Origin of the sequence: Bradyrhizobium erythrophlei, from assembly GCF_900129425.1 — a bacterium.
Classification (GTDB): domain Bacteria; phylum Pseudomonadota; class Alphaproteobacteria; order Rhizobiales; family Xanthobacteraceae; genus Bradyrhizobium; species Bradyrhizobium erythrophlei_C.
This window is the reverse complement of sequence record NZ_LT670817.1, coordinates 7,296,740-7,309,984: the sequence shown is the minus strand read 5'-3', so window position 1 is coordinate 7,309,984 and position 13,245 is coordinate 7,296,740. Positions and strand designations below refer to the sequence as shown.

The 13,245-nt window shown below is 63.7% G+C and carries 11 protein-coding genes; 7 read left to right on the top strand and 4 right to left on the bottom strand.

The features are described from left to right. Nucleotides 1-133: 133 nt before the first annotated feature. Complete coding sequence (locus B5527_RS34765; protein WP_079605524.1) at nucleotides 134-874, top strand: SDR family oxidoreductase; 741 nt, start codon at nucleotides 134-136, stop codon at nucleotides 872-874. Between the two features lie 3 nt (nucleotides 875-877). On the opposite strand, the gene B5527_RS34760 is transcribed toward B5527_RS34765, so the two are convergent. Both B5527_RS34760 and B5527_RS34755 read right to left on the bottom strand, forming a co-directional pair. After that, nucleotides 878-1,945, bottom strand: coding sequence for a dienelactone hydrolase family protein (locus B5527_RS34760; RefSeq protein WP_079605523.1), 1,068 nt, complete (start codon nucleotides 1,943-1,945; stop codon nucleotides 878-880). A 20-nt stretch (nucleotides 1,946-1,965) separates the two neighbouring features. After that, nucleotides 1,966-2,937 (bottom strand): S1C family serine protease, encoded by a 972-nt coding sequence (locus B5527_RS34755; protein WP_079605522.1) that lies wholly within the window; start codon nucleotides 2,935-2,937, stop codon nucleotides 1,966-1,968. Nucleotides 2,938-3,181: 244 nt separating this feature from the next. Here B5527_RS34755 and B5527_RS34750 point away from each other — a divergent pair, with 244 nt between their 5' ends. From B5527_RS34750 to B5527_RS34740, 3 genes are all read left to right on the top strand, one after another. Then, nucleotides 3,182-3,679, top strand: coding sequence for an NUDIX domain-containing protein (locus B5527_RS34750; protein WP_276329291.1), 498 nt, complete (start codon nucleotides 3,182-3,184; stop codon nucleotides 3,677-3,679). Beyond that, complete coding sequence (locus B5527_RS34745) at nucleotides 3,676-4,101, top strand: DUF1810 domain-containing protein (protein ID WP_079605520.1); 426 nt, start codon at nucleotides 3,676-3,678, stop codon at nucleotides 4,099-4,101. The genes B5527_RS34750 and B5527_RS34745 overlap by 4 nt, the downstream gene beginning before the upstream one ends. Nucleotides 4,102-4,295: 194 nt before the next feature. After that, nucleotides 4,296-7,583, top strand: coding sequence for an efflux RND transporter permease subunit (locus B5527_RS34740; RefSeq protein ID WP_079605519.1), 3,288 nt, complete (start codon nucleotides 4,296-4,298; stop codon nucleotides 7,581-7,583). Between the two features lie 167 nt (nucleotides 7,584-7,750). On the opposite strand, the gene B5527_RS34735 is transcribed toward B5527_RS34740, so the two are convergent. Further along, entirely contained in the window at nucleotides 7,751-8,308 is a 558-nt protein-coding gene (locus tag B5527_RS34735) for an HNH endonuclease (RefSeq protein WP_079607735.1), read from the bottom strand. Between the two features lie 193 nt (nucleotides 8,309-8,501). Between B5527_RS34735 and B5527_RS34730 the strand changes: the two genes are divergently transcribed. The 3 genes from B5527_RS34730 to B5527_RS34720 all read left to right on the top strand — a co-directional run bounded on the left by B5527_RS34730 (nucleotide 8,502) and on the right by B5527_RS34720 (nucleotide 12,248). Beyond that, nucleotides 8,502-10,262: a chloride channel protein gene (locus tag B5527_RS34730; protein ID WP_079605518.1), complete on the top strand. Its 1,761-nt coding sequence runs from the start codon at nucleotides 8,502-8,504 to the stop codon at nucleotides 10,260-10,262. Nucleotides 10,263-10,329: 67 nt separating this feature from the next. Further along, on the top strand, nucleotides 10,330-11,307 hold the full coding sequence (locus B5527_RS34725) for a Bug family tripartite tricarboxylate transporter substrate binding protein (protein WP_079605517.1): 978 nt from the start codon (nucleotides 10,330-10,332) through the stop codon (nucleotides 11,305-11,307). Nucleotides 11,308-11,423: 116 nt separating this feature from the next. Next, nucleotides 11,424-12,248 (top strand): N-acyl homoserine lactonase family protein, encoded by an 825-nt coding sequence (locus B5527_RS34720; protein ID WP_079607734.1) that lies wholly within the window; start codon nucleotides 11,424-11,426, stop codon nucleotides 12,246-12,248. Nucleotides 12,249-12,260: 12 nt separating this feature from the next. On the opposite strand, the gene B5527_RS34715 is transcribed toward B5527_RS34720, so the two are convergent. Further along, on the bottom strand, nucleotides 12,261-13,220 hold the full coding sequence (locus tag B5527_RS34715) for a peptidyl-alpha-hydroxyglycine alpha-amidating lyase family protein (protein WP_079605516.1): 960 nt from the start codon (nucleotides 13,218-13,220) through the stop codon (nucleotides 12,261-12,263). Nucleotides 13,221-13,245 lie beyond the last annotated feature (25 nt).

Sequence of the window (13,245 nt, the reverse complement as noted above, 5' to 3'; positions counted from 1 at the left end):
TTTTGAAGATAAATTCGGACGAGATTATGTCGACGATCATTCACAATCATCGGGCTTGGCTTCACGAGGGCTTGAAAGAACTATTAGCCGCACATCAATGTGTGGATTAGCCCTCTTGCGATCAGGAGTGAGAATGACCAGCAAAACCAGCAAGGTTGCGATCGTGACCGGCGCCTCGCGCGGCATTGGCGCCGCGGTCGCCGAACGTCTCGCCGGCGACGGCTTGACCGTTGTCATCAATTATTCCGGCGACACCAAATCGGCCGAGACGCTCGCGCGCAAAATCGAAGCCAAGGGTAGCCGCGCGCTCGCCGTCAAGGCCGATGTCAGCGACCCCACGGCGGTGCGCGGCCTGTTCGACGCGGCGGCAGCCGCGTTCGGCGGGATCGATGTGCTGATCAACAATGCCGGCATCATGAAGCTTGCGAAAATCGCCGACAGCGACGACGCGGTGTTCGACCAGCAGATTGCGGTCAATCTCAAGGGCAGCTTCAATGCGATGCGCGAGGCGGCGAAGCGGTTGCGCGACGGCGGACGGATCGTCAATTTTTCGACCAGCGTGGTCGGCACCAGGCTGGAGACCTATGGCGTCTATGCCGCCACCAAATCGGCGATCGAGACCATGACCGCGATCCTGTCGAAGGAGATGCGCGGCCGCAACATCACGGTCAACGCGGTCGCCCCCGGTCCGACCGCGACCGACCTGTTCCTCAACGGCAAACCGCCCGAATTGATCGAGCGGCTGGCGAAGATGAGCCCGCTGGAACGCCTCGGCGCGCCCGAGGATATTGCTTCCGTCGTCGCCTTCCTCGTCGGCCCCGACGGTTCATGGATCAACGGCCAGGTGCTGCGCGCCAATGGCGGGATAGTCTGAGCATTAACCGCGCAGCCAGCTCAGGATCTCCGCGTTGATCTCGCGCGGATAGCAATGGCTGAGATCGTCGATCTCCCGGTAGGTCACGTCGGCGCCTGCCGCCGACAACGACTCTCGCGTCTGCCGCGCCACCTGCACCGGGAACATCCAGTCGAGCCGGCCATGCACGATATAAACCGGCAAGGCCCGCAATCTCCCGGCATCCGCCATTTCCGCCATCAGCGGATGGAATGTGGCGGCAACCGGGGCCAGGTGGGTGAAGGGCGAAGCGCTCTCCAGTCCGGTGACGTAGCAGAAGGTGCCGCCGTCGCTCATTCCGGTCAGCAGCAAGCGGTCTGGGTCGACGTTCCATCGGCTTCGCACTACATCGAGAATGCGAGCGAGGTTGGCCGTGTCGGTGTCTTCCCCCATCAAGGCCCAGGTGCTGCCGGTTGCCGTCGGCGCGACGACGATGGCGCCGTGGCTGCGCGCGTCGCGCAGCCAGGTCCACAGGAAGCCGCGGCCATTGCCGCTGCCGCCATGCAGCGCCATCACCAGCGGCCAGGCACGGTCCGGGCTGTAATATTCGGGTGCGTAGAGCGAGAAGCCGCCGCGGCTGCCCGGTTCGTTATGGTCGTGCATCATCCCGGTGTTATCTGATGCCGGACGCGCGAGCCGCGCGGCGAGATCGGCATCTTCGCGCATAGCGGGATCGACGAAGAAACTGCTTACCGGCGGCAATTTTGCAGCGAGCGGGTATAGCGCTTCCTGGGCGCGCGGCACGTAACGCAGCGCGCGAAACACCGCCATCAGGTCGCCGTTGCCATGCTGGACCGCGCGCAAGCCATCGAACGCCGCAAGCGCGGCGTCGCTGGCCGCTGCGAGCGAGGTCTGAACGTCTGCGAATTCCGCGGGCCAGCCGGCGAGCCGCGGACGAACGGCTTTCAACGCCTGGTCCGGCGTGCCGGCGGCTTCCATGACAGCACCGAAATCCGGCGGGTTGAGATGGCGGGCGATGAAGCCGAGCGCTTCAAGCGATTGCAGCAAGGGCGGCAGCACGGCCACGATGTCGTCCACCACGGCCTCGCCCATCGTGGGATCTCCGCTGCTGTTCAATGTAGCCGCGGCGCCTTGAAGAGCCTGGTGCGGTCGATCGAACTCAACACCACCTCGAAGGTGACGCCGTCATGGTGGACGGTGAGCGGCACGTCGACGCCGGCGGGTCCGAGCGCCCAGAGTTTTCGGTAAAACCCGGTCTGGCTTGAGATCTTTTCGCCCTTGACGGCCAGGATAACGTCGCCGGACTTGAGTTCGGCGCGCGCCGCGGGCCCTTTCGCGGAAATGCCGATCACCACGACCTTGTTGTCGATCTCGGTCGAGTACATCCCGAGCCAGGGCCGCGCCGGCTTGTTGACGCGGCCGAACTTTCGCAGATCGTCGAGCACCGGCTTGAGCAGATCGATCGGCACGATCATGTTGACATGCTCGGCCTTGCCGTCGCGTTCGCGCTCGAGTTGCAGCGAGCCGATACCGATCAGCTCGCCGCGGCTCGAGATCAGCCCGGTGCCGCCCCAATTGGGATGCGCGGGATAGGTGAAGATCGCCTCATCCAGCAAATACTCCCAGTAACCGGCGAACTCCTGCTTGGCGGCGATGTGGCTGGCGACCGACCGCGTGCGCCCGCCGGCGCCGCCGACCACGACGCGGTCGCCGAGTTTGGCGGCGGCCGAAGAGCCGAGCGGCAGCGGTTCGAGATCGATGTGGCCGAGCGCCTGCACCAGGCCGAAGCCGCTCGCGGCATCGAAGCCGAGCGCGTGGCCTTCGACCACGCGGCCGTCGCCAAGATGCAGCCAGACGGTCTCGGCTTCGGTAATCAGGTAGCCGATGGTCAGCACCAGCCCATCGTCGATCAGGACGCCATTGCCGGCGCGTTCGGTACCCAGCGTCTCCGCGCTAAAGGCGTCGGCCGGGATGATCGAATGCAGCCCGACCACCGAGGAAAGCACGCGATCGAGATCGAAACTGTAGTCGCTGGCGCGGGGCTGGTTCGCAAGCGGTACTTTCCATTCAGTCAAAGAGGGCATCGAGATCTCCGGGGCCGATCGGCGTGCGCGTGCTCCATAAGTCCCAGCAACGGCGGCACACCAAACCGGCGACGATCTTATGTCGCAATTGATCGTCTTGAAAGTCTCCCGTGGTATGATTTGTAGCGCAGCCCGGATGTCGGACTGACGGACTAATCCGGGTTTTTTGCGAACAATTGAAAAAGGAACAATGGTTGCGCTGTTCCGTTCCTTTCCGTCCGGAACGGCAGCAGGGGAAAGCCCGTTGAATTCAGCCCGCCGATCGTCCTCCAGCGCAGGGATCCTGATGTATCGGCGCACGGGTCCGAAACTGGAGGTGCTCCTTGTGCATCCGGGCGGACCCTACTGGCGCCGCAAGGATGAAGGCGCCTGGTCGATTCCGAAAGGCGAAATGGATGAGGGCGAGGACGCGGAGGACGCTGCCCGCCGGGAGTTCGCGGAGGAGACCGGTGTCGCGCTCCCGGGGCCTCTTCAATCGCTGGGCGAGGTTCGCCAGCGCGGCGGCAAGCGGGTGCTGGCGTTTACTGTGGAAGGCGACATTGACGTGCAAACCGTAAAGAGCAACACCTTCGAAATCGAGTGGCCGCCGAAGGGTGGAAGGATGCAGGCATTTCCCGAGATCGACCGCGCCGGTTGGTTCGACCTGCCTGTTGCCCGCGAAAAAATTCTCGAAGGCCAGCGGCTGCTGCTCGATCGCCTCGCCGAGCTTGTGAGCCAGCCTGGCGCGAGGCCGGCATCATGACCGATCGTTTCGATCTGCAGCGCTTTGTCGACGCGCAGGCGCCGGTCTATCCGCGGGTACTCGCCGAATTGCGCCAGGGCAGGAAGCAAACCCACTGGATGTGGTTCATCTTCCCCCAGATCGCCGGGCTCGGTCATAGTCCGATGGCGCAACGATTTGCGATCGACTCCCGCGCCGAGGCTTTGGCCTATCTCGGCCATGGCGTTCTCGGATCACGACTCCGGGAGTGCACGGCGCTGGTCAACGCCGTCGAGGGCCGCACCATCAACGAAATCCTCGGCAGCCCCGATGACCTGAAATTCCGTTCGTCGATGACGCTGTTCGGCGCGGTGTCTTCCGAAGCGCTGTTTGCACAGGCCATTGCGAAATTCTATGGCGGCGTGGTGGACCAACAGACGATGGACCTGCTCGAGCGCCGATGATAGCGGACGTTCAGCCTTGAGATTTACCCAACGACCTCTGCGCCGGAGGAATGCGGCTGAACTATGATCGCCTTGCGCAGCCCCGCGTTGATTCGAGGTCTATCCTCGTTGCAGGACGCTGCCGTGCCGGAGAGCCTGAGCGTTGGACGGATCACGTCACGGCGTGTTAAGGCCAACCGGGATCAAGTTCACTCATGAGTCTGTCAAGCCCGTTCATCCGTCGGCCTGTCGCCACAACACTGCTGACGTTCGGATTGGTGGCCGCGGGCGTCATCGCCTTTTTCAATCTGCCGGTCTCGCCGCTGCCGGATGTCGATATTCCGACCATTTCGGTGCAGGCGACATTGCCGGGCGCGAGCCCAGAGGACGTGGCGACCACGGTCGCGAGTCCGCTGGAACGTCATCTCAGCCAGATCGCCGATGTCACCGAGATGACTTCGTCGAGTTCGCTCGGCTCTGCGCGCATCAACCTGCAGTTCGGCATCAATCGCAACATCAACGGCGCCGCGCGCGACGTCCAGGCGGCGATCAACGCGGCGCGCGCCGATCTGCCGACCTCGCTGCGGAGCAATCCCACCTATCGCAAGTTCAACCCCGCCTCTGCGCCGATTCTCATCTATACGCTGACATCGGATACGCTGACGCCCGCTGAACTTTATGACGCCGCGTCGACCGTGCTGGCGCAGAAGCTGTCACAGGTCGAAGGCGTCGGGGAAGTCGGCGTCAGCGGCGGATCACTGCCCGCCGTGCGCGTCGAACTCGTGCCGCAAGCGCTCTTCAAATACGGCATCGGCCTGGAAGACGTTCGCGCGGCGCTCGGCAACGCCAATGCCCACAGTCCGAAGGGGGGCATCGACGTCGGAGACCACCGCTACCAGATCTATTCCAACGATCAGGCCATCAAGGCGGCGGACTACAAATCGCTGGTGGTCGCCTATCGCAACGGCGCGCCGGTCCGCCTGACCGATGTCGGCGAGGTGCTCGATTCGGTGGAGAACCTGCGCAATCTGGGCCTTTCCAACGGCAAGCTGGCGGTCATGATGATCGTGTACCGGCAGCCCGGCGCCAACATCGTGGGGATGGTCGACCGCGTAAAGGCCCTGATGCCGCAATTGCGGGCGTCGGTCTCGCCCGCGATGGACGTCAATCTCGCGGTCGACCGTTCGGTCACGATCCGGACCTCGCTGCGCGACGTCGAAATCACGCTCATCATTGCCGTGATCCTGGTCATCCTGGTGGTGTTCGCGTTCCTGCGCAGCGCGCGGGCGACGCTGGTGCCGGTCGTGGCGGTATCGGTGTCGCTGGTCGCGACCTTTGCCGTGATGTACCTGTTCGGCTACAGCCTCAACATCTTCTCGCTGATGGCGCTCACGGTCGCGACCGGATTCGTCGTCGACGATGCCATTGTGGTGCTGGAAAACACCTCCCGCCACCTGGACGCGGGAAAGTCGCCGCTGGAGGCCGCGCTGCTGGGGTCGAAAGAGGTCGGCTTCACCGTGCTGTCGATGAGCGTGTCGCTGATCGCGGTATTTGTCCCGATCCTGCTGATGGGCGGCCTGGTCGGCCGGCTGTTCCGCGAATTCGCCATGACGATCACCGTCGCCATCGTGATCTCGCTGGTGGTTTCGCTGACCACGACGCCGATGATGTGCGCGGCGTTGCTGCGCGGGGAGCGCGACCGGCCGCACGGACGGATCTATCGTTTAAGCGAACGGGTCTTCGAGGCAATGCTGGGCGGCTACCGGCGGACGCTCACCGTGGCGCTGCGCCATCCGCGCTCGGTGATGCTGGTTCTGGCGGCGGTGCTCGGCCTGAATTTCCATCTTTACGGGGTCGTTCCGAAGGGCTTCGTCCCGCAACAGGACACCGGGCTGCTGGTCGGGTCGATCCAGGCCGACCAAAGCATTTCGTTTCAGCTGATGCAGCAGAAGCTCAAGCAATTCGTCGAAATCGTGAGGTCCAATCCGGCAGTCGACACCGCCGTGGGCTTTACGGGTGGTGGTCAGGGTCCGAACGGAGGCTCGACCAATTCCGGCACCGTGTTCGCCTCGCTGAAGCCGCTGCACGACCGCACCCTGTCCGCCGACCAGGTGATCGGCTCGCTGCGAAGCGAATTCGCCGCCGTGCCGGGTGCCACCTTGTTCCTGCAGGCGGTGGGTGATCTCGGCGGCGGCGGACGCTCGAGCAACGCGCAGTATCAGTACACGCTGGTGGGATCGACGTTCGAGGAGCTGAACGAATGGACGCCGAAGATCGTCGCCGCGCTCCAGACCGAGCCCGCGCTCGCCGACGTCAGCAGCGACCAGCAGAACAATGGCCTCCAGGCCAACGTGATCATCGACCGCGATGCGGCCTCGCGACTCGGGGTCGCGGTCAACCAAATCGACAACACGCTGTACGACGCCTTCGGTCAGCGGCAGGTCTCGACGGTCTACGTCGCGCGCAACCAGTACCATGTGATCATGGAGGTGGCGCAGGAGTATCTGCAGAATCCCCTGACGCTGAAGGATGTATATGTCAGCACTTCGGGCGGATCGGCCAGCGGTTCGCAAACGACCAATGCCGTGGCCGGGACGGTCGTGTCGTCGACGCAGACCGCGTCGGCCAATTCGGTCGCCGCCAGTGCGGTCCGCAATCTCGCGACCAATTCGATCGGCGCCACCGGCAAGGGCGCATCGTCGACGGGGACGGCGATCAGCACCAGCCAGGAGACGATGATTCCGCTGTCAAGCGTCGCCCGGTTTGGACAGGGACAAACGTCGCTTGTCGTCAGTCATCAGGGGGTTCTGGTCGCCAACACGATTTCGTTCAATCTCGCGCCCGGCGTTTCGCTGGGCACCGCGGTGACGACGATCGAGGCGGCGATGCGCCGGATCGGGGTTCCCGCGACGATCCAGGGCTCGTTCGCGGGCGCCGCCAAGATCTTTCGGGAATCGCTCTCCAGCGAGCCGTTTCTCGTGCTCGCGGCGTTCGCGACGATCTACATCTCGCTCGGGATGCTCTATGAGAGCTTCGTCCATCCCCTGACGATCCTGTCCACGCTGCCGTCGGCCGGCGTCGGCGCAGTGCTGGCGCTCATGCTGTTTAACACCCAATTCGACATCATTGCGATGATCGGGGTGATCCTGCTGATCGGCATCGTGAAGAAGAACGCCATCATGATGATCGATTTCGCGCTCGACGCCGAGCGCGTGCGCGGTCTGCCGCCGGCTGATGCGATCTTTGAAGCCTGCCTGCTGCGTTTCCGGCCGATCATGATGACGACGATGGCGTCCCTGTTCGGCGCGGTGCCCCTGATTATCGGTATGGGTGAAGGCAGCGAGTTTCGTCGGCCGCTCGGCATCACCATCATCGGAGGCCTCGTCCTGAGCCAGATCCTGACCCTCTACACCACACCCGTCGTCTATCTGTATCTCGATCGCTTCCGGCACTGGAGCAACCGGTTGCGGCGGGGACGCCGATCCCTGTTGCGGCCTGGTTGATGGTCCCGCCACGCTTCATGAAGGGATTGCGTGTTGCATCGGGACGACTGATTTTGAGAGGCTGGCGGAGCAGACAGTGTCGGCTGTCGTGACATCTCAGAGCGGAAAGCACGGGAGACCGTCTGTTTTGACACCCTTGTATGTCGCACGACTCGCGTGTCCGCTTCCTACGGATCGAGCTCGGTATCCCAGTATAAATAATCGAGCCAGCTCTCGTGCAGGTAGTTCGGTGGAAACAGCCGGCCGTTGCGGTGCAGCTGGTGCACGGTCGGCGCGAACGGGGGTTGGCGCGGAAACATCCGCGCCTGCTGCGGCGTCAGATTGCCCTTGCGCAGATTGCACGGCGAACATGCGGCGACCACGTTTTCCCAGGTGGTCTGGCCGCCCTTGCTGCGCGGGATGATGTGATCAAAGGTGAGATCGTCGTTGGCCGAGCAGTACTGGCAGACGAAGCGGTCGCGCAGGAACACGTTGAACCGGGTGAAGGCGGGATGCGTGGTCGGCTTGACGAAGGATTTCAGCGACACCACGCTCGGTAGCTGGATCTCGAACGAGGGACTGCGCACCGCGCGGTCGTAGTGCTCGACGATGTTGACGCGGTCAAGGAATACCGCCTTGATCGCGTCCTGCCACGACCAGAGAGACAGCGGGTAATAGCTCAGCGGCCGGAAGTCCGCGTTCAGCACCAGTACCGGCCATCCGCCTTGCGAGACATGTGCGTTCAAGTAACGCTCCTGGCCCCCATGTGAGCTGCGAAGCAGCATGAAGTGACATACTACAGGCAGCGTGACGGGATTGTGAAGAGCGTTGGCGGTCTTATCCGTCGCCCGGGCCTGCATGCGTCCGGATTGCACGACCGGCCCGAACACCGCTAAACGAGGCGGACGGCACCTTTCGGCCGCATTCGGACGCATTCAAATGGTCCCCACCTCCCGTTTTTTTGAGGCGCCGCGCCGGCTGCGGGCATTCGTTCGCGCGCATGAAACGAGCCTGGTTGTCCTCGCGGCACTGGTCGGAACCATCGGCGGATTGGTGGTGGCCGTGATGAGCGCGGCGGTCGAGGGGCTCCATGTCGTGCTGTTCAACCTTGAAATGGGGGACCGGCTTTCAAGCCAATACAGCATCGAGCCGCTGCGCGCGCTGCTGGTTCCGAGTCTCGGCGGATTGCTGCTGGGGGTAGCATTCCTTCTGCTGCAGCGATGGCGGCCGGCGCGTGAAGTCGACCCTATCGAGGCCAATGCCCTGCACGGTGGGCGGATGTCGTTTCGCGGCAGTGTGATCGTCGCGCTGCAGACGGTCTGGTCCAGCGGCGTGGGCGCTTCTGTCGGCCTCGAAGCAGGATACACCCAACTCGCCAGCGGTATCGCCGCGTCGCTCGGCCGCGGATTTCATCTGCGCCGCGCCGATCAGCGCCTGATGGTCGGCTGCGGCGCGGCCGCCGCGATCGCGGGTGCGTTCGGCGCGCCGCTTGCCGGCGCCTTCTATGCCTTTGAGCTGGTGATCGGGGGATATACGCCGGCCAGCCTGACGCCGGTCGGCGTCGCCGCGGTGGCGGGCTATTTTGTCGCCCATGGATTTACCGTGCTGTCGCTCGGCGTCAGCGTTGGTCCGGTCGGCGACGTACTGGGGCATGACCTTGCGATTGCGGCGCTGCTCGGGATTCTCGCAGCGCTGGCCGGCATCGCAATCATGCGCGGGGTGGCACTCTGCGAGGCGCTGTTGTCCAAGACCAGTCTCTGGCCGCCGCTGCGCCCGGCGCTTGGCGGTCTCGTGGTGGGCCTGCTCGCTCTGGTGACGCCGCAAGTGATGTCGTCGGGGCATGGCGCGCTGCATTTTGCCGGATTCGTTTCAATTCCATTGGCGGTGATTGCGACGGTGTTCGTCCTCAAAGCGATAGCGTCCATCGCTTCGCTTGGCAGCGGTTTTCGCGGCGGATTGTTTTTCGCGACGCTCTTTCTGGGCGCGCTCGGCGGTCACCTGTTCGCGGGCGCCTTCGATACGATCTGGCCCGGTCTCAACCTCAATCCGAACGTCTATGCGATCGTCGGCATGAGCGCGCTGTCGGCGTCCGTGATCGGCGGGCCGCTGACGATGTCGTTCATCGCGCTGGAATCCACCGGTAATCTCTGGCTGACCACGGCCGTGCTGGTCGCGGTCATCATCTCGACCCAGATCACCCGGGAACTGTTCGGTTACTCGTTCGCGACCTGGCGATTGCACCTGCGCGGCGAGACCATCCGTAGCGCCGCCGATGTGGGCTGGATCCGCGATCTCACGGTGCGCAGCCTGATGCGGCAGGACCCCGCCACCGTGAGCGCCAGCATGCCGATCGAAGAATTCCGCGACCAATTTCCACTGGGGTCGAAGACTCTGGTGGTCGCGGTCGACGGCGGAGGCCGCTACATCGGGCTGGCGCTGGTGGCCGAAGCCCACGCACCGGATGTCGAGGCGCCGAACGGTCTGATCGACATTCTGCATTATCGCGATGTCGTGCTGCATCCCGTCATGAACATCCAGGAAGCCATCGCCGTTTTCGACGCCGCGGAAGCCGAATCGCTTGTCGTGGTCGACACCGACGGCGAATACCGGCCGATCGGAACGCTTACCGAAGCCCACGCGATGCGGCGCTATGCGGAGGAATCCGAACAACGGCGGCGCGAGGTCGTGGGCGATTTCTGATCGGGGCGCCGCAAAAGCGCGAAGGATACGTTACACAGGGGTTGCAGGCCGATCTCGGGGGAAACAGATGCGCAAGTTACTGACGGTGATGGTCGCGGCGCTGCTTGGTCTGGGATGCACCGGCATCGCCGCCGCCGAGGTCTATCCGACCCATCCGGTCACCATGATCGTGCCGTTCCCCGCCGGCGGCGCGACCGATACGCTGGCTCGATTCCTGGCCGAGCAGATGCGTGCGATTCTCGGGCAACCCGTCATTATCGAGAATATCGGTGGCGCCGCCGGCAGTATCGGCGTCGGGCGCGCGGTGCGCTCTCCCGCCGACGGCTACACGCTGAGCATCGGCACCTCGACCACGCATATGCTGACCGGCGGCCTCTATGCCCTCCAATTCGATCTGTTGAAGGACCTGGAGCCGGTGATCCAGATCGGCAGCGAACCGCTGTTGATCGTGGGCAAGAAAAGCCTGCCGGCCAACGATCTGAAGGGCCTGATCGGCTATCTCAAGGCCAATCCCGACAAGGCCTCGGTCGGCATCGCCGGCGTCGGCGCCACGGGCCATCTCACCGGAATTTCGTTTCAGAAGGAGACCGGCACGAAATTTCAATTCGTGCCGTATCGCGGCAACGGGCCGGCGATGCAGGACCTGCTGGCGGGAAACATCGATTTCATGATCGAGCCGTCGTCGAATTTCAAGTCGCTGGTCGCCGCCGGCAGCGTCAAGCCGTTTGCCATCACCGGCCGGACGCGGCTGCCCTCGTCGCCTGACATTCCGACCGCGGACGAGGCGGGTCTTCCCGGCTTCTTTGCCTCGCTCTGGTACGGACTTTGGGTGCCCAGGGACACGCCGAAGGAGATTGTTGCGAAATTGAACGCCGTCATGATGCAGGTCCTTGCCGATTCCCCGGTGCAGAAGCGCTTCGAGGAGCTTGGCATCCAGGTCACGCCCGCCGCGCAGCAATCGCCGGAAGCGTTGCGGGCTTTCCAGAAGGCCGAGGCGGATCGGTGGTGGCCGATCATTAGGGCCTCTAACCTCAAGGCGGAGTAAAGAGGCGGGCCTCCGGGCAAATCCGCTGATGAAATCACCGAACAAGCGTGTGGGCAGTTGTTTTGCGTCGGCTGCGTTAAACCATCATCATGGTTCCATCGCCGATTGGAGGCGCCATGAAAATTCGCGCGATTCAGACCGGTTCGGTCCGCATCAAGGCGGCTCAAGTCGAGGGGCGTGGGCATGGATTGCGGCGGCGCCTTGCGATCTTTACCGGTACGGAATGGACCGAATGGCTGCCGACCTATGCGTGGGTCATCAATACCGATGAAGGCATCATCGTCGTCGACACCGGCCAAGGCGCGCATCTGCTCGAATCCGGCAAGTCGCTTCACCCTTTCGTGCGGTGGGAGGTCGCATTCCGCATCGAGCATGAGCAGGAGATCGGTCCGCAGTTGCGCGCGCTCGGCATCGGGCCGCGCGATGTGAAACGGGTCGTTCTCAGCCATCTGCACATGGACCATGACGGCGGCCTTGCGCACTTCCCGAACAGCGAAATCCTCGTCGCGCCCGGCGAACTGAAATCCGCGAGCGGCTATCTCGGCCGGCTGCGCGGCTATCTGCCGCATCGCTGGCCGTCATGGTTCGATCCGCGACCGCTCAATCTCGCGGCCGAACCGTTCGGACCGTTCACGATGAGCCGGCGGCTGACGGAAGCGGGAGACGTGGTCGCGGTTGCGACGCCCGGTCACACCGCCGATCACATTTCCGTCGCGGTTCAGGACGGCGACACCAGCTATTTTCTGGCGGGCGACACCTCCTATAACCAGAATCTGATGCTCGGCGGCAAAGTCGATGGTGTCAGTGCGGACGAGCGCGTCGCCATCGCAACGCTCGATACGATCAGGCGCTTCACCCAATCCCGTCCGACGGTATATCTGCCGACGCACGATCCCCAATGCGCCGACCGTCTGGCAAACCGCCGGCTGGCGGGAGCGTGATCTTCAACCCGCTCACACCCTTTCCAGCTTCTGCAGGCAGCGAACCACCGCGGGCACCGGCGTATCCGGAAAGCTGGTCTTCCAGTCGGTGACGCCGACTTCGCCGACATAGATGTCGCCTTTGGAATCGAGCGCGATGCCATGCGGCGCCAGGAACTTGCCGGTCTCGAGGCCGGGACCGTTTTCGCCGCCGAGCCGCGCGATGCGCTTGCCCTGGAAGTCGACGATGGTCAGGCGCGGGCCCAAATTGGGCACCTTGCGGTTGACCGGCATGCCGGGGCCGAGTTCGCCAATGATGAAATTCGGCTGCTTGCCGCCACAGCAATGCAGCGCGCAGGGCCGGTGCAGATTATTCCACTGCGCCTCGTACTTGCCGTTGCCGTCGAACACCTGCACGCGGTGATTCTCGCGGTCCGCGACGTAGACGAAGCCGTCGGCGTCGGTAGCGATGTTGTGGACGATGTTGAACTGGCCGGGATCGGTGCCCGGCTCGCCCCAGGTTTTGATCAGTTTGCCGTCGGGCGTGTATTTGTGGACGCAGGCATTGCCGTAGCCGTCCGAGACGTAGATCTCGCCCTTGGGAGACAGCGCGGTGTGGGTGCAGCGGTGAAACGGCTCGCCGCTCATGAATGGCGCCGGCTTGTTCGGGATGCCGATGGTGAGCAGCACCTTGCCATCGGGGGAGCATTTCCGCACCGTATGGTCGCCGTCATCGGTGCAATAGAGGTTGTCGTCGGCGTCGATGTGCAGCCCGTGCGCGCGGCTGAACAGGCCTTCGCCCCAGCTGGTGATGAAATTGCCCTGGCGGTCCAGCACCACCATCGGATGGGCGCCGCGATTGAAGACGTAGATGCGGTCCTTGCTGTCGACCGCGACCGAGGCGACGTCGGTGAGATTCCATCCCTCCGGCAGCTTCGCCCAGTTCTCCACCACGCGGTAGCGATGCTCACCCGAGCCGAGAATGGTAGGCATGCGATTCTCCCCAATCTGTTTCTTC